Below are 17,914 nucleotides of genomic sequence, written 5' to 3' on the forward strand. Positions count from 1 at the left end.
CCAATTTTCTTAGCGCACCACGTAGACAGAGACGTCTGAATGCCGCACGACCCGTGCAGCATTCGGGCCCAGCAGATAATCTTTCAAGTCGGGTTTGTGCGCACCGATCACGATCAGATCGCTACCAGCACTGTCCGCAGTTTTCAGGATTTCCTGATAGGCAGTACCCGTCGCGACCACGTGGCGGATCTTTTCATTCCGATCCGCCCCCAGTGTGGACACACACATCTCGGCCAGTTTGGTGTGCGCCTCTTCCAGCGCCTTGTCGTGAAAATCACTTTCGAAAAAGCCGGACACCCAGCTTTCTCCGAAATCCGGCAGGACCGTCACCACATCCAATTGAGCACCTTCCTGATCGGCCAGCTTCGCAGCTTTCTTCAGGACATGCGTATCAAGATCGCCGTTGCTGATATCGACGGCGCAGAGAACAGCGTTTGTCATGCGGTCACCTCTTGTCTGGCGGCGCGGCCGCGCTGAAGGAAAGCGATCAGTCCCAGCAAGAGCATTGCCGGAATGTAGATCAACTGTTTCGGTGGCTGACTGGCGGGCAAGCTGACCGAGGTCAGGCGCACTGCCTCATCCCCGTAGTAGTCGAAGATATCCAAGTCATCCGCGACAGGTGTCCCGAACAATGGCTCTTCGAGTTTGACCAACCCGTCTTCTTCAAGCAGCAGCAAGCCCATCGCGTCGACACGCGCTTGCCCGCCCTCTTCGCTGCCAACGGGAACAACCACGGTCGTGTCCGTCATCTCAAGCGTGTCAAAGTCCGGCCCGCTGATGACCATACGCACCTCGGTACCCGGAGGGGTTTCGCCGATGGTTTCCACAAACGCAGCAGGCTCGACCGAGGTAAACGGCGGCGCGATGCGGTTCATGAAGAAGTCGGGCCTGAACAGCGCGAATGCCACCAGGATCAGTGCGATGCTTTCATAGATCCGGCTGCGGGTCAGAAAGTACCCCATTGTCCCGGCCGTGAAGACGAGGATGGCGATTGTCGCAAATATCGCCACCGTTATCCCCTCGACCCACGTCACATCGATCAATAGCAAGTCGGTGTTGAAGATGAACACGAACGGCAAGGCCACGGTGCGCAGGCTGTAGAAGAACGCAATGAACCCGGTTTTGATTGCGTCACCACCCGATACCGCGGCGGCCGCAAAGCTGGCCAATCCAACCGGCGGGGTCACGTCTGCCATGATCCCAAAGTAGAAGACGAACAGGTGCACTGCGATCAACGGCACGATAAGTCCGCTTTGCGCACCTAGCTCAACAACCACACCAGCCATCAGCGAACTGACCACAATATAGTTTGCGGTGGTCGGCAGGCCCATGCCCAGGATCAGGCTCAGCAGGCCGACCATAATCAGCATCAGGATCAGGTTGCCGCCTGACAGGAACTCAACCAGGTCGGCCATCACTTGTCCGACACCAGTCAGCGTCACAGTGCCCACGATGACGCCAGCTGTTGCCGTTGCCAGCGCGATACCAATCATGTTTCGCGCGCCGTCGATCATGCCCTGCCAAAGGTCTGCGACACCATCAATGAACGTGTTGTAGACGTTGCTTTGCCCGCGGAATATCGCCTTGAGCGGCTTCTGCGTTAGCAGGATCACGAACAGCAGCGTCGTGGCCCAGAAGGCCGACAGACCCGGTGACTTCTGCTCGATCATCAAGAAGTAGACCAGCACGATAATCGGCAACAGGTAGTGCAGCCCAGCTTTGTAGATGTCGGCAATGATCGGCAAGGTCACTTCCTTGGCGTTTGGATCGTCCGGCTCAAGATCCGGCACCTGAGCGGCCAGATACAGCAGTGCCACATAGATGGCACAGATGATCAGGCTGAGGACCAGCCCAGCCGATGACGGCACCCAGTTTGTCACCGCTTCGACCGGGAATTGAGAACCGTAGCACAGCCCGGCAAAGACCAGGAAGAAGGACAACATACCGACAACTGTGCGCGCCAGCTTTACGTCGCGGTCGCCCAGCGTAGGCATGTTCCGCTTCACGGCCTCAAGGTGCACGATGTAGACCAGCGCGATGTATGAAATCGCGGCAGGCAGGAAGGCGTGGGTGATCACCTCGACATAAGAAATGCCGACATATTCCACCATCAAGAAGGCCGCAGCCCCCATCACGGGCGGCATGATCTGACCGTTCACGGATGAGGCAACCTCGACCGATCCAGCTTGTTCGCTGCTAAAGCCCACGCGCTTCATCAGCGGTATGGTGAATGTACCGGTTGTCACAACGTTGGCGATGGACGAACCCGAAATCAGGCCGGTCGCTGCCGAACCCACGACGGCCGCCTTGGCAGGACCACCACGCAGGTGCCCCAAGGCACCGAAGGCCATCTTGATAAAGTAGTTCCCTGCCCCGGCCTTATCCAGCAAGGCCCCGAACAGAACGAACAGGAAAACGAATTTGGTCGAAACCCCAAGCGCGATACCAAACACGCCCTCGGACGTGATCCACATATGGCTCATGGCCTTTTTCAGGCTTGCGCCTTTCCAGCGAATAACCTCGGGAACCCAATCAGAGGATCCGAAAAACACATATACCAGAAAGATCGTCGCAATGATCGCCATTGCGGGGCCAAGCGCACGACGCGCGGCCTCGAACAACAACAGCAGACCAACCAGGGCGACCCATTTGTCGGTGTCATCCGCAAGACCGCCTGCATCGACGATCTTGTTGTAAAAGAAATAGCCATACAGCGCGACAAACGCGCCCAGCAGCCCCATGATCCAATCCTGAACCGGGATATAGTTGCGCGGGCTTGATTTCAGCGCCGGATAGGCTGCAAAGGCCAGAAACAACGCAAAGGCCAGGTGAAACTGCCGCGCGTTGTTCACAACGCTGCCGGGCAGCACATAGTTCGCAAGTGGCGAGGCCAGGACGACCTGAAAGATCGACCAGATCGCGGCTACCACGGCCAGGAATATCCCGACATTACCGACCGGATTACGTCCACCCGCATCGGATGAGGCCACAAGATCCTGTAGCTCTTCTTCGGATAGCGGACGATTGGATTGTGTGTCGGAACTCATGAAATGTCTCCCCGTCGCGGCCATTTTTGGCCTTCTGATCCACCCGATTTGTTCGGGTTTGGGTCGCAGGGCGCCCGTTGGGCACCCTGCTTTAGGTCTGGCTTACTGAACCCAGCCTTTTTCTTTGTAGTACTTCTCGGCACCCGGATGCAGCGGAGCCGACAGGCCATCTGCAATCATCTCTTCGGGCTTGAGGTTGGCAAATGCAGGGTGCAGCTTTTTGAAATCGTCGAAGTTCTCGAAGACCGAGCTGACAACGGCATAAACCGCGTCATCTGACACGTCTGCCGAGGTCACGAACGTCGCGCCCACACCAAAGGTCGAGGTGTCGCCATCCGAACCACGGTACATGCCACCGGGGATTGTTGCGGTGCGGTAGAACGAGTTGTCGTCAACCAGCTTGCTGACGGCGTCGCCGCTGACGTTCACCAGAACCGAGTCACAGGCTGTAGTCGCTTCCTGGATCGAGCCCGACGGGTGACCAACGGTGTAAACCATCGCGTCGATCTGGTTGTCACACAGAGCCGCCGACTGTTCAGCCGCTTTCAGCTCGGTCGCCAGTTCGAAATCGTCGGTGGTCCAACCCATTTCGCCCAGCAGGACTTCCATCGTGCCGCGCTGACCGGAACCGGGGTTACCGATGTTGACGCGCTTGCCCTTCAGGTCCTCGAAGTTGGTGATGCCGGAATCGGCACGTGCAACAACGGTGAACGGTTCGGGGTGTACCGAGAAGACGGCGCGCAGGTTTTCGAAGGGGCCAGCCTCTTCGAATTTCGAGCTGCCGTTATACGCGTGGTACTGCCAGTCGGACTGAGCGACACCAAACTCCAGCTCGCCTTCGCGAATGGTGTTGATGTTGTAAACCGAACCACCAGTCGACTCGACCGAGCAACGCACGCCGTGCTCTTTGCGGCCTTTGTTCACCAGACGGCAGATCGCACCACCGGTCGGATAGTAAACGCCGGTCACGCCGCCGGTACCAATGGTGATAAACTCTTCTGCATAAGCGGCCGGAGCCATAAGAGCAGCGGTAACGACCGCGCCCAGGCTAAGCTTGCTGCTATTTTTCATTTTTGAGAACTCCCAACTCTTATTGTGGATGAGAGACAGCTCAGCGGCCCCCATCCAGGGACCTTGCCGGTACGGCAAGCGAACCCGTCTTGCAACGGGTCAAGCATCTGAAATTTAAAAGTCTCCCAACGCCTTTGACGTTTCATTCAGACACTCCGCTTGTCAACCCCTGCGCGGGGTATGAAGGCCCCGATCCGCAGATGTGATGAGATTTCCGAAAGTTTCCCCCTTTAACGGGGCGGTTTCGCACAGACCGGCGCCACTGGGCCGGATCAGGAACAACCGTGCCAGCTAAATATCCAAAAACACTTTGAAAGTTTGGATTCCGCAGCCTAGGCTTGACCTAACGACCCGATGTTTCATGAATTTACGCGGAAGGGTTCTGGACAGTGGACGGCAAATCACCCAGTCCGACGCTTGTGATCGCCCTAGCCCTTAGTGCGGCCATCGCAATCTGGGGCATTGTTGACCCGCAAGGCCTGGGTCGCATTGCTGCATCGGCGGTTGAGACGCAATTCAACAGCCGCGGCTGGTTCATCATGCTTGAGGTCAGCGGGCTTTTGTTTGTGGTCCTCTTTCTGGCCCTGTCACGATTTGGGGATATCCGCCTTGGCGCTGACACAGCCGAACCAGAGTTTTCAACGACCGCATGGATCGCGATGTTATTTGCCGCAGGAATGGGTGTCGGTCTACTGTTCTATGGCGCAGCCGAGCCGCTGACCCACTACGAAGTGCTGCGTCAATATAATAGCGACGCAGAAGCGGCCAGTTATGCGATGTTCGTGACCTACTTGAACTGGGGGTTCCACGCCTGGGCGATTTACGGAATCGTCGGATTGGTCATCGCCTATTTTGCCTATCGCCGAAATCGCACTTTGTTACTGAGTGCCCCAGTCACCGACGCACTTGGCGAAGCAGGATGGACAAAAGCGCTGGGGTGGTTTTCGATCTGCTCTCGATCGTCGCAATTGCCGTCGGTTTGGCGGGCTCTATGGCAATGGGGGTATTTCAGATCCAGACCGGACTGGCAGGCCTGTTGGGTATAGAAACCCCAGGCGTGCTGACGCTGCCCGTTTTTGCCGCGCTTTGTATTGCGTTCATCATACCGTTGCGTCGCGATCTGGGCGACGGAATGGCCCTGCTGTCCAACGCAGCAATGCTGATCGCCGTCGGGATGATGGTCTATCTTCTAGTGCTGGGTCCCACATCTTATCTGATGGATGGCATCGTTTCGGGATTCGGACGCTATCTGTTTGGTGTCCTGCCAGCAGGGTTCTCTACGGCTGAGTTCTTCGACGACCTGTTGGTCGACTGGTTCCACGGCTGGACGCTGAACTATATGATCTGGTGGCTGGCTTGGGCACCCTTCGTGGGCATTTTCATCGCCCGGATTTCCCGCGGACGCACGATCCGAGAGTTTCTGATCGGAGTCGTCGTCACTCCCACACTGTTCTCTATCCTGTGGTTCGGCGTTTTCGGCGGCTTGGGTTTTTTCGATGCTTTGCGTCAGGACGGAGCCTTATCAGCCGTCAACGCAGAGAACCTCGACGCAACAACATTTGCGTTGCTTGAGCGCTTCCCGCTAGATGGCATCACAAGAATAGCAACAATCCTGGCCGCGTTCCTGTTCGTGGTTACCAGCGTCGTAAGCGCCGGGTTCACCCTTGCGATGATAGGGACCGGAGGCGACGACAACCCCTCCCCCCGAATTCGTACGATTTGGGGCATTATCCTTGGCGCGTTAGGGATGGCGATGATTCTGGTGGGCGATATCTCTCTGGTAAGGTCCATAATAGCGCTGTCAGCCATTGCCTTCGTGTTTATCGTGCCAATTCTTGTTGTCTGTCTGTTCAAACGTCTGGCGCAGGAGGACCGATCATGAGTGGCCAACTGATCGACACCGCACTGAACCTAAGCGTTTTCGCCTATGTTGGGTTTCTGGCGTGGCTGATCCTGCGGCGCAGTAAGTGAGCGCAGAAACTGGGAATGGATTCGGCTTGAACAACCCTAGTCTGTTCGCTTTTTCCTGAGTTTGCCGGAAAACTTGCCCGAAAAAGCTGCGCGCAATCCGGAACTTAGATTGTCGCCAAGCTTTCCAACGACCGTCAAAACCCCGACATTTTCGGTACCGGACCAAAAGTGGCAACATGAGCATTCGAAATACCAAAAAAGAAAAAACAGAGAGCAGGTTCCCCTAACCCTCTGTTTTTACCTTGGTACCCAAGGCCGGACTCGAACCGGCACGTCCGCTAGGACGGGGGATTTTGAATCCCCTGCGTCTACCATTCCGCCACTTGGGCCACGAACACTGGATTAGCGCTCATAATCGGGAAGGTCCAGAGGCAAAAAACAACCGATATTCAGTTTGTTTTCTTCAGGCACGGTTGACGCCCCATCAGGCGCATGGTTTGGCTGACGCAACAAGAGAACGGGATTTTAGCATCTGATGTTGCGATCGCTCTATGACTGGACCATTCGTCTGGCCGAACACCCGCACGCGCTTTGGGCTCTGGCCGTTGTGGCATTTGTCGAAAGCTCGTTCTTTCCGATTCCCCCGGACGTTCTGATGATTCCCATGATTCTTGCACGCCCGTCACGCGCCTGGCTGATCGCGACCGTTGCCCTGGTGGCGTCGGTGCTGGGAGGCATGCTGGGATATGCGATCGGCGCGTTCTTCTATGAAAGCATCGGCCAACCCATTCTCGAATCCATGGGCAAAGCGCATGCCATGGAAGAGTTCAACACCAAGTTCAACGACTTCGGATTCTGGGCCGTGCTGGGCGCAGGGATTACCCCATTCCCGTATAAGGTAATCACCATCATGTCCGGTTGGACGGGCATGCCGCTGGGCACATTCATCGCCACGTCGATTCTGGCCCGCGCGCTCAGGTTCTTTGTTGTTGCCGGACTGCTTTGGGGCTTTGGTGAACCCATTCGCAACTTCATCGAAAAGCGTCTGGGGCTTATGTTCACTCTGTTTGTCATCCTGCTGTTCGGTGGGTTCTTAGCGGTGAAGTTCTTATGACACGCAAAAAACTGTTGATCCTGATTGCGGCAGGCGGTTCCGCCGCACTGTTGTTAGGCGCCTGGGCGTTTCAGCATCTGGGCGGAATGGCCCCTTGCAAAATGTGCATCTGGCAACGCTATCCCCACAGCGCGGCCGTTCTGATTGGCGTGTTGGCCTTTACCTTTCCGGGCATTCGCCCTCTACCGCTTTTAGGTGCGGTTGCCGCGATGGTAACTGCCGGGATTGGCATGTACCACGCAGGTGTCGAGCAGAAATGGTGGGAAGGCCCAACCAGTTGCACGTCGGGCGATATTGGCGGGTTATCCGCTGAAGAATTGATGGATCAGATCATGTCCGCGCCACTTGTGCGCTGTGATGATATCCCGTGGGAGATGTTCGGCCTGTCGATGGCTGGCTGGAACGCTCTGCTATCTGCTGGTCTGGTTTTGGTCTGGCTGGCCGCGTTTCGTGCGAAATAAGCGTTACTACGCGTCCAGTTCGGCATCCCAATACAGAAAGTCGATCCAACTGTCATGCAGGTGGTTCGGGGGGAACTTGCGTCCGATGTTTCGCAGTGCCTCGGCATCTGGCTGACGCGGCGGCTTGCGCAGCGACATGCCCGCCTGCCGCAGCGACTTCGATCCCTTCCTCAGGTTGCAGGGGCTGCACGCCGCCACAACGTTCTGCCAACTGGTCACACCCCCGGCAGCCCGCGGAACAACATGGTCAAAGGTCAGGTTGTCCCGGCTTCCACAATACTGGCAGCGGAACTCGTCCCTTAAAAATAAATTAAAGCGCGTGAAGGCCACGCGCTTTCTGGGTTTTACATAGTCTTTCAGGACAACGACCGACGGTATTCGGATCTCGGTACTGGGGCTTCGGACGACCTCGTCGTATTCGGCCACGATGTCCACCCTGTCCAGCCAGGCCGCCTTGATCGCTTCTTGCCAGGGCCACAGGGATAAGGGGTAATAGGACAAGGGGCGATAATCGGCGTTCAAAACCAATGCCGGATGGTGCTTTAGGGCACCCGGTTCCCTGACAAATTCGGTCCTGAATTCTCCGTCCATATCGGAATCGCTCCTCGCTCTGCTCTGCCCGTTATTGACACCAGAGCGGGGAACACCCGCCCCGGCCTTAACTTAACTATATATCGTGTTAAAACTCTGACAAGCCCTGAGTTTCCACAACATCTCGGGTATTGAGTATGCCTGCTCCGTAACAAAGACGTGACAGTTATCCACAGGTTGCGTTCTCTGCCTCTGGCAGGCTATGGCGGGATCATGAGCTGGTTCATACGATTCAACAAACCCTTCGATGTGTTGCCGCAGTTTACCGACCGCGCAAATGCAGAGACGCCGCGCAGCACTTTGTCGGATTTCATCGACCTGCCCGGTGTGTATCCGGCTGGGCGGCTGGATCGCGACAGCGAAGGCTTGATGCTGCTGACTGACAACGGCCGGCTGCAGGCGCAAATATCGGACCCCAAGCACAAGATGCCCAAAACCTATTGGGTTCAGGTGGAAGGTTCACCCGATGCTGCCGCCCTGAAAGCGCTGCGCGACGGGGTCGATCTGAAGGATGGTAAAACGCGCCCGGCCAAGGCCCGGTTGATGGATGAGCCCGAAGGCCTGTGGGCACGAAACCCACCTATCCGCGTCCGCCAGACTATACCGGACAGCTGGATTGAGCTGACCCTGCGCGAAGGCCGCAACCGGCAGGTTCGACGTATGACGGCAGCGGTCGGTCATCCCACCCTGCGCCTGATCCGCGCCCGGATCGGGGACTGGACGCTAGCGGGGTTGGCGCCCGGCCAATGGGACAGCTTGACAGCCCCTACATTGGATTCCGCGCCGCAACGTAAACGGGACCGCCGACCGCGCAGGTGACAAAAACGTCCTTTTGTGATAGGGTTAAGGCATGAAAGTCACCCGAAGCACACCATCCCCAGAGGGGATCCTTGAGGCCGCGCTTTATGTTGGCGATCTGGACGCGGCTGAACGATTCTATGGTGAAATACTGGCATTAGAGTGTATTCAACGCGTCGCGAACCGGCATGCATTTTTCCGTGTCGGCGGATCGGTGTTGTTGCTGTTCAACGCTGATGAGACGGCAAAACCGCCGGAAAATCCGAACCTGCCGGTCCCACCGCATGGCGCACGCGGGCCCGGTCACGTCTGCATGACTCTATCGCGGACAGAGATAGACGAAATGCGCAAGCATCTGCTGGAGTGGAACATTCCCATAGACGCCGAGTTCGATTGGCCAAGCGGGGCACGATCGCTGTATGTTCGGGACCCCGCCGGGAACTCGGTAGAATTCGCTGAAGGTCACCTGTGGGATTGAGACCCTAGCGCAGCGGTTGCTTTTCTCCCCCGACAATCCTGTAGATGTCGCTCGAAACAACGCCCACTTCGCCCAGAACAGCCTGAAACTCGGCCATATGCGGGGAAACGAAATGCGCCTCGAGCGCGGCCTGATCCTGCCATTCTTCATACACGCGGAACTTGTTGGATTGCCCGAGTGTCTGGCTGAATTCATAGATCAGGCAGCCGGACTCTTTTACGGTCTCGGCGACCATTTTCTGTGCGGCCTCAAGTGCTTTGTCGACACTATCTAGCGACACTTCAACCGTTCCGGTGACAATCAGCATGTCGTTTCCTTCTTCAATTCAAACCGTTTCGAAATCCTGTCGACTGGCGTTCCGTCTTGCAGAGAAACAGCATAAGTGACCGAATAGTCGCGGAAACCCATCTTGTCGTAATAGCTAAGCCCCTGCCGGTTGTCGGCCCGGATCGTCGCGTTGAGCGCGCTGAACCCAAGGGCCGCAGCGTAGGTTGTGGTTTCAGAGAACAACGCCCGCCCTGCCCCTTTCAACACCGGCTCTCGCCGGGTGAAAGTCGCTATATCCGCGCAATCTTCCGGCAGGTTCTCATTCGTGCCAAGCCATTGAAACCCGGCCACCGCACCCTGTTCATCAAGGGCAACGTGGCAACAGATTTTGTCTGCGCCGTTCAGGTAGACTTGGGCAAACAGCGCCTCAGAAAACGGTGTTTCAAACGCGGTCGTCCCGCCGATAGCAATGATTTCGTTGAGAATCCGACAGGCAACTGCCACATCCTCAGGCATCATGGGACGGACCGCGATCATCGCTACAGGCTCAGCTTGTCGCGCATGAAGGCCAGCGCGACGCTAAGACCGTCCGGGGCAATCCCGTGGCCGGTGCCCTTCATGACATGCGCATAAACTTCTTTGAAATCTGCGGCCTGCAGTGCTTCGGCAGCTTCGGGCAGAGATTGCGGCGGAACCACGTCGTCGGCATCACCATGCACCAGAAGGATGGGCATCCGGCTGACGGTTTCGTCGGGCAGCAGGTCCGGTTCCAACAACCGGCCAGAGAACGCAACAATCCCAGCCACCGGGTCTTCGCGGCGCGGCGCGACGTACAGGCTCATCATCGTACCTTGCGAGAACCCAAACAGAACCACCTGTTCGGGCAGCACATCCTCATCCACCATCAGGGCATCCAGGAAGGCGTTGAAATCGTCGGCGGCCATTTCCATGCCACGGCGTGCTTCTTCTTCGGACGACCCGTCAATCCACGGGATCGGAAACCACTGATATCCGTTGGGCATTCCGGGAATCTGTTCCGGCGCATCGGGTGACACAAACAACGTGTCGGGCAGATGTTCCCCCAGCGGATCGGCCAACCCCAGCAAATCGGCCCCGTTGGCGCCATAGCCGTGCACGAACACCACGACCGAGCGTGTATCGCCCGAAACCGGCTCTTTTCGGAGCGCATTCAAAACCCGTGTCATCTGATCCCTTCTCGTTCTTTTGCCACCCGGTAATAGGCCCACAAAACCCGCGCCGCAACCGACCGCCAGGGCGACCAGGCCTCGGCCATCTGGCGCAGCTGTTTGTCGGTCGGTCGATCGGGCAAATCATAGAGGATGCGCGCAGCCTCTTGCAGCGCCAGATCGCCCGGCGCGATCACGTCAGCGCGGCCAAGCGAAAACATGGCGTAGATCTCGGCGGTCCAGACGCCAATACCCGACACCTCGGTCAGGATCGCCACCACGTCATCGTTTGAAACGTCCCGCAAGGCTTTGTAGTCAATGCGCGCCTCAGCCAAAGCGCGGGCGTAGCGGATTTTTTGCCGGCTTAACCCAACTGCACGCAGATCATCGTCGGTGGCCCACATGATTTTGCGCGGGCCGGTCAGTTTCGCATCCTTCAACCGGTTCCAGATCGCATTGGCCGAGGCCACACTCACCTGCTGACTGACTATGGCGCTAAGCAGTTGCGCAAACCCGTCCGGGCGACGGCGCAAGGGCAACGGGCCGGTCTGTTCCATCGCATAGGCCATTCGCGGGCAGCTTTCGGCCAGCCACGTTGCGCCTTCTTCCACGCAGTCGGGTGTTTCTATGATCCGTCCAACGGACATGTGCTCTCCGGCCTCGATGATCGACTGCACGTTAGGCCGCTTTGCCGCAGATGCAACCCGCTTGTGCACAATCGTTTTCGCCATTACGCATGTGCTCATGACGATGACCGCCACCCCCTCCGACAACAGTCAGGCCAAACGGAATGTCGCCGTTCTGGTGGCCGCGCAGGCCTTGCTTGGCGCACAGATGCCGATGATCTTTATCGTCGGTGGGCTGGCCGGCCAATCATTGGCAACCAATCCCTGCCTGGCGACTCTGCCCATATCTTTGATCGTCCTTGGCTCAATGCTCGCCGCCACTCCGATTTCGGCCATCATGCAGCGCTGGGGACGCCGCGCAGGGTTTCTGGTTGGTGCAACCGCCGGGGCCTGCGGCGGGCTTGTCGGCGCATATGGCTTGTTTCTGGGGTCATTCCCAGTGTTTCTGGCTGGCAGCCTGCTGACTGGCATTTACATGAGCGCGCACGGTTTCTACCGCTTTGCGGCCGCTGACACCGCATCAGACGCGTTTCGTCCCAAAGCGATTTCCTATGTCATGGCGGGCGGTCTGGCTGCGGCAATCATCGGACCTCAGATCGTCAAACTGACCTCGACCGCGTATGTCATTCCATTCCTCGGCACGTATATCGCTGTCATCGCGGTGAACGTCATTGGCTCGGCCCTATTCTTTTTCCTCGACATCCCGACCCCACCCAAACCTGCGGCTGATGCCCCAAAGGGCCGGTCCCGGATCGAGTTGCTGAAGACGCCGCGCATCGCGGTTGCGATCATCTGCGCCATGGTATCCTACGCGCTGATGAACCTTGTCATGACCTCGACGCCACTGGCCGTCGTGGGTTGCGGGTTCAGTGCCAATGACGCCGCTGATGTCGTCACCAGCCACGTGTTGGCCATGTACATCCCCAGCTTTTTCACCGGTCAGCTGATCGCCCGCTTTGGCGTCGAAAAAATCGTGGCATTGGGCCTGCTTATTCTTGCCGCTGCCGGAACGGTCGCATTGCAGGGGGTTGAACTGGGCAATTTCTTTGTTGCGCTGATCCTGTTGGGGATCGGTTGGAACTTTGGCTTCATTGGCGCGACAACCATGCTGGCTGAATCCCACGACGTCAGCGAACGCGGACGTATGCAGGGGCTTAACGACCTGCTGGTGTTTGGCGGCGTGACCTTCGCCTCGCTCGCCTCGGGCGGGTTGATGAATTGTTCGGGCGGCTCCCCGGTCGAGGGCTGGACCGCAGTAAACGTCGCAATGGTGCCGCTGCTTACACTGGCGGGTGGCGCGCTTATGTGGCTGACGATGAGACCACGGACTGCCTAGTCGCAAAGACGCGTTATCGGGTCAAAAGAACCTGAATTTTGCGCCTCGGCCATACCCTCATCGATGTGCTTTCGATAAATGTCCCACATCTGCCGCCTCAGACTGCGGCCATTGTCGGTGATCCGCAGAATCTTCCCCCGCCCGTCACCCACCGCAGCATGGCGCGTTATCAAACCATCTTCGGCCATACGCGCGACCTGTCGGGAAAAGCTGGACTGATCGAACAACAACTGTCGTTCCAACTGCTTGGGCCGCAATCCTTCGGGGGAACGCTCCAACTCCCACAGAACATCGTACCAGTGCAGCCGGGGAAATCCGGCAGCAACCAGAGCGCGCTCGGTCCGGGAAAAGATCCGGGTGCGTGTCTGGTTCAGTGCGATCCAAGCCGCCTCTCGTTCTTCAAATCCGCTCATCACGCCTCCGCGAGGATTGTGGTTTTTCTTTGCTCATAATTTTAGATGCATTTACATGTTAATCATCAACCCTGCAAATCAGAGAAATGTCATGAAGCTGTTTACCGCATCTGCCCTCGTCTTGGCACTGGCCACACCAGTCCTTGCCGAAACCTATCACTTTGATCAAAGTCACACCGAAATCCGTTTCTACTACAACCACGCGGGACTGACCGAACAATCCGGCGAATGGACCGCCGTATCCGGCACCGTCGAGTTTGATCCCGAAAATGTCACCGCAACCAGCGCGGATATCACAATCGACGCCTCAAGTGTCGAAACCGGTTGGGGGCCGCTCAACGATCACCTCAAAAGCGGTGACTTCTTCGATGTCGAAGCTTACCCAAACATCAAATTCATCTCGACCTCGGCGGTGCAAACCGGTGCAAGCACCCTGCAAATGATTGGAGATTTGACAATCAAGGATCAGACCAAGCCCGCAACGCTTGAGATCGACCTGACCTTCATGGGCGAACACCCTCTGGCCGGATTTTTCGATTATTACAAAGGTGACTGGGTTGGCGTCGAAGCCGCTGGCCAACTTTTGCGCAGCGAGTATGGCGTCGGGATGTTTGCCCCGGGAACGTCGGACTTGGTGCAACTGAAAATCTCGGCCGAAATGCGCGCCGGCGGCTGGGAGTAATTACCAGCGCCCCGTCGCCGCCTGCACCATCAATGACAGGCGGCGGCGGATTTCACCCGGACCGAGTGTACCGGCAGCGACCCTGTCCGGGCGCGCTATGGCCTGCTTCAGAACCAATTCGGTTTGCCAACCGGCATGCAGCGCAGCGGCGGCTTTTACCGAAACCGAGCGCCGCTGAGTACGGGCCCGTTTCAACCGCCCGTACGCTTTTTCGGCCAGACGCTGAACACCCGCAGGCGTGCCATCCAGCAGCGGAATTCGCCCGCGCGCTTCAAGGTCCGGGATGGCGCGCAACCAATTCGCGACCCCAACGGCATAGCCAAAGTCCCGCATGACTTCCTCATCCGCCGACCCCAGCGCTTGTGCCGCTACCACCGTGAGCGTGCCCGCGCTGTGGTTTATGTACGCGTCGAAATGATCTTCGTCCTCGAACGGGTCGCGATAGATATCCCAACGCCTTACGGCCACATATTCATCCATCATCGACGCAAGATGAGGGGACAAGACACGCGACAGCGGCGTAACGATCTCATGCCGGCGAACAGTCGGACCTTCGGCAATTTCTTGCAACGCATCACGCCACCATTGCAGGCGCATCTCGGCAATCATCGGTTCTTGCGTGACCCAGGGTGCCCGGGCGACTTCGATGTTCAGCGCATAGATCGGAAACAACACCGCACGTGCGGAAACCGAGGCCGCCATGGCCGCCATGAACCGGTCGGGATCCACCCGATGCAACAGCGCGGCACAGGCCTTGACGTCATCGTCAAATGGAGCACTCACTCGGCGACTGCCGACTGTGGGCCGCAATCACGCACCAGTTTCCATTGGATCGCATCCAGCAACGCCTCGAACGAGGCATCGACTATGTTCGCGCTGACGCCAACGGTGGACCACCGGAGACCCTGCCCATCTTCACTGTCGATGATAACGCGGGTTACAGCCTCGGTGCCGCCCTGCGTGATACGTACCTTGAAGTCGACCAGGTGCATATCGTCCAGAATCCTCGAATACTGCCCCAAATCCTTGGCCAGCGCCTTGGCCAGCGCGTTCACCGGACCCCGGTCACCGCCGGACCCATCCAGAGACTCGCTGACCGACAGCTTCTTTTCGCCGTCGACCTTCACCACGACAACGGCTTCGGACAAGCTGACCATCTTGTTGTACTTATTCTTGCGCCGCTCAACGGTGACCTTGTACCGCTTTACCTCAAAGAATTCAGGCAGTTGACCCAGTTCGTCCCGCGCCAGAAGCTCAAAGCTGGCCTGCGCGGTGTCGTAGGAATAACCTTCTGCCTCGCGCAGCTTGATCCGTTCGAGGATGCGGCCCAAGGCCGGGTCACCGGGTTCGACCGACAAACCGGCCTCGATCAAGCGCTGGCGCAGGTTCGACTGCCCCGCCTGGTTCGACATCGGAATGATCCGTGTGTTCCCAACCGACGCCGGATCCACATGTTCATAGGTCGTTGGGTCCTTAAGGATCGCGCTGGCATGCAGCCCAGCCTTGTGCGCAAATGCGGACGCCCCGACATAGGCCGATTGTTTGCTGGGCACCCGGTTCAGGATCTCGTCCAGCATGCGGCTGACGCGGGTCAGACCCGCCAGCGCCTCGACACTGACGCCGATGTCAAAGTTCGATGCATAAGGTTCTTTCAGAAGCAGCGTCGGGATCAATGAGGTCAGGTTCGCATTTCCGCAACGCTCTCCCAATCCGTTCAAGGTTCCCTGAACCTGCCGCGCGCCCGCATCGACAGCCGCCAAAGAACAGGCCACCGCGTTTTCCGTATCGTTGTGGGTATGGATACCCAGCCGGTCCCCCGGCAGGCCCGCCGCGACCATCTCGGACACAATCCGAGACACTTCCGCAGGCAAAGCCCCCCCATTGGTGTCACACAAAACAACCCAGCGCGCACCGGCATCCATCGCGGCCCGACAAACCTCAAGCGCATAGGTTGGATTGTCCTTGTAGCCATCAAAGAAATGCTCGGCATCAAACAGCGCCTCGCGCCCCTGCGCTACGATATGTGCAACAGAGGCACGGACGTTCTCGACATTCTCATCCAATGAGATGCCAAGCGCATGGGTCACGTGGTAATCGTGCGACTTACCCACCAGACAGACAGCCCGCGTACCCGCGTTCATCACCGCCGCAAGAACATCGTCATTCTCAGCCGACCGGCCCGACCGTTTGGTCATCCCAAAGGCGGTCAAGCAGGCCGACGTCTTAGGAGCCGCATCGAAAAACGCACTATCCGTCGGGTTCGCCCCCGGCCAACCGCCCTCGATGTAATCCACACCCAACTCGTCCAGAGCCTGCGCGATCTGCACCTTCTCAGCGGTCGAGAACTGCACCCCCTGCGTTTGTTGCCCATCGCGCAAGGTGGTGTCGTAGAGGTAGAGGCGTTCTTTGGTCATCATACGCCCTCCAGCTTGGCCGCATCGAACCCAGTGCCTGGAACCAGTTCGACACCGTCCTTGCTCATTCGTACTTCCAGACCAGCGGCCACGTAAGCTGCCTTTAGGCGATCGACTTCCGAGAAATCTTTGCTCTGCATTGCACTCGCCCGCGCATCAGACAATCTATCTGCATGAGCTGAAAGATCCACCGAAGCCGTATCAGCCCAAGCACCCATTTCTTGCGACAACAGACCAAGTAACTGAGCACCGGCCAGCAACGAGGCCGCATCACCATCAGCCGCCAAACGGTGCAACTCCGCCAAAGCACCCGCCGTGTTCAGGTCGTCCCCTAGCGCAGCAACGACTGCGGGTGCAGCGCTGGCGGCGGGCTCGATGCCCGCTGTCAGCGCCCGCCACTTGCGCAGCGTCGCCTCAGCCTCGCGGGCTTTTTTCTCGGTCCAGTCCATCGGCTTGCGATAGTGGGTCTGCAGGAACACAAAGCGGATCACCTCACCCGGCACGCCCTGTTCCAGCAAGTCATGCACGGTGAAGAAGTTGCCCAGAGATTTGGACATCTTCTTGCCTTCAACCTGCAACATCTCATTGTGCAACCAGTACCGCGCGAACTCACCGTGCGGATGGGCGCATTTGCTCTGCGCGATCTCATTTTCATGATGCGGGAACATCAGGTCGTTTCCGCCACCGTGAATATCAAAGCTGTCACCCAAAAGCTCATAGCTCATGGCCGAGCATTCGATGTGCCACCCCGGACGACCGCGACCCCAAGGCGAGTCCCACCCCGGCAACTCATCGGTCGAGGGCTTCCACAGCACAAAATCCATCGGGTTCCGCTTGTATGGCGCAACCTCAACCCGGGCACCGGCGATCATGTCATCCACCGACCGACCAGACAAAGCGCCGTAGTGTTCCTTCCAGCTGTCAACCGCGAACAGAACGTGCCCTTCGGCTGCGTAGGCGTGACCCTTCGCAATCAAATCCTCAATCATCGCAACCATTTGCGCGATGTACTGAGTCGCACGCGGCATCTCGTCTGGCTCAAGTGCGCCCAACGCGCCCATGTCGTGCAGATACCAGCCGATGGTTTCATCCGACCGTTCCTGCACCAACTGCTCCAGCGTTCCAGCAGCACCCGCTTTCTGGCGTGCCAGCGCGGTCGCGTTGATCTTGTCATCTACGTCGGTGAAATTGCGTACATAGGTCACGTGATCCGCGCCGTAGACATGGCGCAGCAACCGATAGAGCACGTCGAAAACCACCACGGGCCGCGCGTTGCCCAAATGGGCGCGATCATAAACCGTGGGTCCGCAGACATACATCCGCACGTTATCGGCACTGATCGGAACGAAATCTTCTTTCGCCCGTGTCCGTGTGTTGTGCAGTTTGATCGTCGTCATCGGTCGGCTCCTAAAGACAGCAAATGCTTGCGCTTGGCGCGGGCTTAGCAACTTGTCTCAGGGATGAAAACGAAAGAAACCGGCCCGCTTGATAAATCAGCAGGTAATGCAGCAGATAATG

The 17,914-nt window shown here is 57.9% G+C and carries 18 protein-coding genes, 1 tRNA gene and 1 pseudogene; 7 read left to right on the plus strand and 13 right to left on the minus strand.

Features of this window, described 5'->3' with window-relative positions:
- Positions 1 to 9: 9 nt before the first annotated feature.
- The 3 genes from QMP16_RS03790 to QMP16_RS03800 form a co-directional block, all read right to left on the minus strand.
- Entirely contained in the window at positions 10 to 441 is a 432-nt protein-coding gene (locus tag QMP16_RS03790) for a universal stress protein (protein WP_058271716.1), read from the minus strand.
- Entirely contained in the window at positions 438 to 3,047 is a 2,610-nt protein-coding gene (locus QMP16_RS03795; RefSeq protein ID WP_282151271.1) for a TRAP transporter permease, read from the minus strand. Before QMP16_RS03795 ends, QMP16_RS03790 begins: the two co-directional genes overlap by 4 nt.
- Before the next feature lie 102 nt (positions 3,048 to 3,149).
- Entirely contained in the window at positions 3,150 to 4,118 is a 969-nt protein-coding gene (locus QMP16_RS03800) for a TAXI family TRAP transporter solute-binding subunit (RefSeq protein WP_058271718.1), read from the minus strand.
- 419 nt (positions 4,119 to 4,537) lie between these two features.
- On the opposite strand from QMP16_RS03800, the pseudogene QMP16_RS03805 reads away from it, so the two are divergent.
- Positions 4,538 to 6,000: pseudogene (locus tag QMP16_RS03805) on the plus strand (BCCT family transporter).
- 332 nt (positions 6,001 to 6,332) lie between these two features.
- Here QMP16_RS03805 and QMP16_RS03810 read toward each other — a convergent pair.
- Positions 6,333 to 6,418 (minus strand) — tRNA-Leu (locus QMP16_RS03810).
- A gap of 146 nt (positions 6,419 to 6,564) precedes the next feature.
- On the opposite strand from QMP16_RS03810, the gene QMP16_RS03815 reads away from it, so the two are divergent.
- Both QMP16_RS03815 and QMP16_RS03820 read left to right on the plus strand, forming a co-directional pair.
- Positions 6,565 to 7,143 (plus strand): YqaA family protein, encoded by a 579-nt coding sequence (locus QMP16_RS03815; RefSeq protein ID WP_282151272.1) that lies wholly within the window; start codon positions 6,565 to 6,567, stop codon positions 7,141 to 7,143.
- Positions 7,140 to 7,604, plus strand: a complete 465-nt coding sequence (locus tag QMP16_RS03820) for a disulfide bond formation protein B (RefSeq protein ID WP_282151273.1) — start codon at positions 7,140 to 7,142, stop codon at positions 7,602 to 7,604. Before QMP16_RS03815 ends, QMP16_RS03820 begins: the two co-directional genes overlap by 4 nt.
- Before the next feature lie 6 nt (positions 7,605 to 7,610).
- Here QMP16_RS03820 and QMP16_RS03825 read toward each other — a convergent pair whose 3' ends face one another.
- Complete coding sequence (locus QMP16_RS03825) at positions 7,611 to 8,195, minus strand: HNH endonuclease (RefSeq protein ID WP_058278012.1); 585 nt, start codon at positions 8,193 to 8,195, stop codon at positions 7,611 to 7,613.
- A 213-nt stretch (positions 8,196 to 8,408) separates the two neighbouring features.
- On the opposite strand from QMP16_RS03825, the gene QMP16_RS03830 reads away from it, so the two are divergent.
- Both QMP16_RS03830 and QMP16_RS03835 read left to right on the plus strand, forming a co-directional pair.
- Positions 8,409 to 9,014: an rRNA large subunit pseudouridine synthase E gene (locus QMP16_RS03830; protein ID WP_282151274.1), complete on the plus strand. Its 606-nt coding sequence runs from the start codon at positions 8,409 to 8,411 to the stop codon at positions 9,012 to 9,014.
- A gap of 31 nt (positions 9,015 to 9,045) precedes the next feature.
- A complete protein-coding gene (locus QMP16_RS03835; RefSeq protein ID WP_282151275.1) occupies positions 9,046 to 9,471 on the plus strand; it encodes a VOC family protein in 426 nt (141 codons plus the stop codon).
- A 4-nt stretch (positions 9,472 to 9,475) separates the two neighbouring features.
- On the opposite strand, the gene QMP16_RS03840 is transcribed toward QMP16_RS03835, so the two are convergent.
- The 4 genes from QMP16_RS03840 to QMP16_RS03855 are packed head-to-tail and all read right to left on the minus strand — an operon-like array spanning position 9,476 to position 11,572.
- On the minus strand, positions 9,476 to 9,778 hold the full coding sequence (locus QMP16_RS03840) for a putative quinol monooxygenase (RefSeq protein ID WP_282151276.1): 303 nt from the start codon (positions 9,776 to 9,778) through the stop codon (positions 9,476 to 9,478).
- On the minus strand, positions 9,772 to 10,275 hold the full coding sequence (locus tag QMP16_RS03845; RefSeq protein ID WP_282151277.1) for a GNAT family N-acetyltransferase: 504 nt from the start codon (positions 10,273 to 10,275) through the stop codon (positions 9,772 to 9,774). Before QMP16_RS03845 ends, QMP16_RS03840 begins: the two co-directional genes overlap by 7 nt.
- Positions 10,276 to 10,277: 2 nt before the next feature.
- Complete coding sequence (locus QMP16_RS03850) at positions 10,278 to 10,943, minus strand: alpha/beta hydrolase (protein ID WP_058271726.1); 666 nt, start codon at positions 10,941 to 10,943, stop codon at positions 10,278 to 10,280.
- Positions 10,940 to 11,572, minus strand: coding sequence for a DNA-3-methyladenine glycosylase family protein (locus QMP16_RS03855; protein WP_282151577.1), 633 nt, complete (start codon positions 11,570 to 11,572; stop codon positions 10,940 to 10,942). Before QMP16_RS03855 ends, QMP16_RS03850 begins: the two co-directional genes overlap by 4 nt.
- A gap of 97 nt (positions 11,573 to 11,669) precedes the next feature.
- On the opposite strand from QMP16_RS03855, the gene QMP16_RS03860 reads away from it, so the two are divergent.
- Positions 11,670 to 12,887 (plus strand): MFS transporter, encoded by a 1,218-nt coding sequence (locus tag QMP16_RS03860; protein ID WP_282151278.1) that lies wholly within the window; start codon positions 11,670 to 11,672, stop codon positions 12,885 to 12,887.
- On the opposite strand, the gene QMP16_RS03865 is transcribed toward QMP16_RS03860, so the two are convergent.
- Positions 12,884 to 13,300 (minus strand): MarR family winged helix-turn-helix transcriptional regulator, encoded by a 417-nt coding sequence (locus QMP16_RS03865; RefSeq protein WP_282151279.1) that lies wholly within the window; start codon positions 13,298 to 13,300, stop codon positions 12,884 to 12,886. The two genes, QMP16_RS03860 and QMP16_RS03865, sit on opposite strands and share 4 nt — an antisense overlap.
- 91 nt (positions 13,301 to 13,391) lie before the next feature.
- Here QMP16_RS03865 and QMP16_RS03870 point away from each other — a divergent pair, with 91 nt between their 5' ends.
- A complete protein-coding gene (locus QMP16_RS03870; RefSeq protein WP_282151280.1) occupies positions 13,392 to 13,982 on the plus strand; it encodes a YceI family protein in 591 nt (196 codons plus the stop codon).
- On the opposite strand, the gene QMP16_RS03875 is transcribed toward QMP16_RS03870, so the two are convergent.
- Genes QMP16_RS03875 through cysS form a run of 3 tightly spaced genes read right to left on the minus strand, consistent with a single transcriptional unit; the run spans position 13,983 to position 17,793 of the window.
- Complete coding sequence (locus QMP16_RS03875) at positions 13,983 to 14,765, minus strand: squalene/phytoene synthase family protein (protein WP_282151281.1); 783 nt, start codon at positions 14,763 to 14,765, stop codon at positions 13,983 to 13,985.
- Positions 14,762 to 16,396 (minus strand): citramalate synthase, encoded by a 1,635-nt coding sequence (gene cimA, locus QMP16_RS03880; RefSeq protein WP_282151282.1) that lies wholly within the window; start codon positions 16,394 to 16,396, stop codon positions 14,762 to 14,764. Before cimA ends, QMP16_RS03875 begins: the two co-directional genes overlap by 4 nt.
- On the minus strand, positions 16,396 to 17,793 hold the full coding sequence (gene cysS / locus QMP16_RS03885) for a cysteine--tRNA ligase (RefSeq protein ID WP_282151283.1): 1,398 nt from the start codon (positions 17,791 to 17,793) through the stop codon (positions 16,396 to 16,398). The genes cimA and cysS overlap by 1 nt, the downstream gene beginning before the upstream one ends.
- Between the last annotated feature and the right edge of the window lie 121 nt (positions 17,794 to 17,914).

This window comes from Ruegeria atlantica, assembly GCF_947495585.1.
GTDB lineage: Bacteria > Pseudomonadota > Alphaproteobacteria > Rhodobacterales > Rhodobacteraceae > Ruegeria > Ruegeria atlantica_G.

Bases quoted from the DNA above. Each gene is read 5' to 3' on its own strand.
- QMP16_RS03790 (WP_058271716.1), bottom strand. From the start codon at position 441: ATGACAAACGCTGTTCTCTGCGCCGTCGATATCAGCAACGGCGATCTT.
- QMP16_RS03795 (WP_282151271.1), bottom strand. From the start codon at position 3,047: ATGAGTTCCGACACACAATCCAATCGTCCGCTATCCGAAGAAGAGCTA.
- QMP16_RS03800 (WP_058271718.1), bottom strand. From the start codon at position 4,118: ATGAAAAATAGCAGCAAGCTTAGCCTGGGCGCGGTCGTTACCGCTGCT.
- QMP16_RS03815 (WP_282151272.1), top strand. From the start codon at position 6,565: ATGTTGCGATCGCTCTATGACTGGACCATTCGTCTGGCCGAACACCCG.
- QMP16_RS03820 (WP_282151273.1), top strand. From the start codon at position 7,140: ATGACACGCAAAAAACTGTTGATCCTGATTGCGGCAGGCGGTTCCGCC.
- QMP16_RS03825 (WP_058278012.1), bottom strand. From the start codon at position 8,195: ATGGACGGAGAATTCAGGACCGAATTTGTCAGGGAACCGGGTGCCCTA.
- QMP16_RS03830 (WP_282151274.1), top strand. From the start codon at position 8,409: ATGAGCTGGTTCATACGATTCAACAAACCCTTCGATGTGTTGCCGCAG.
- QMP16_RS03835 (WP_282151275.1), top strand. From the start codon at position 9,046: ATGAAAGTCACCCGAAGCACACCATCCCCAGAGGGGATCCTTGAGGCC.
- QMP16_RS03840 (WP_282151276.1), bottom strand. From the start codon at position 9,778: ATGCTGATTGTCACCGGAACGGTTGAAGTGTCGCTAGATAGTGTCGAC.
- QMP16_RS03845 (WP_282151277.1), bottom strand. From the start codon at position 10,275: ATGATCGCGGTCCGTCCCATGATGCCTGAGGATGTGGCAGTTGCCTGT.
- QMP16_RS03850 (WP_058271726.1), bottom strand. From the start codon at position 10,943: ATGACACGGGTTTTGAATGCGCTCCGAAAAGAGCCGGTTTCGGGCGAT.
- QMP16_RS03855 (WP_282151577.1), bottom strand. From the start codon at position 11,572: ATGTCCGTTGGACGGATCATAGAAACACCCGACTGCGTGGAAGAAGGC.
- QMP16_RS03860 (WP_282151278.1), top strand. From the start codon at position 11,670: ATGACGATGACCGCCACCCCCTCCGACAACAGTCAGGCCAAACGGAAT.
- QMP16_RS03865 (WP_282151279.1), bottom strand. From the start codon at position 13,300: ATGAGCGGATTTGAAGAACGAGAGGCGGCTTGGATCGCACTGAACCAG.
- QMP16_RS03870 (WP_282151280.1), top strand. From the start codon at position 13,392: ATGAAGCTGTTTACCGCATCTGCCCTCGTCTTGGCACTGGCCACACCA.
- cimA (WP_282151282.1), bottom strand. From the start codon at position 16,396: ATGACCAAAGAACGCCTCTACCTCTACGACACCACCTTGCGCGATGGG.
- cysS (WP_282151283.1), bottom strand. From the start codon at position 17,793: ATGACGACGATCAAACTGCACAACACACGGACACGGGCGAAAGAAGAT.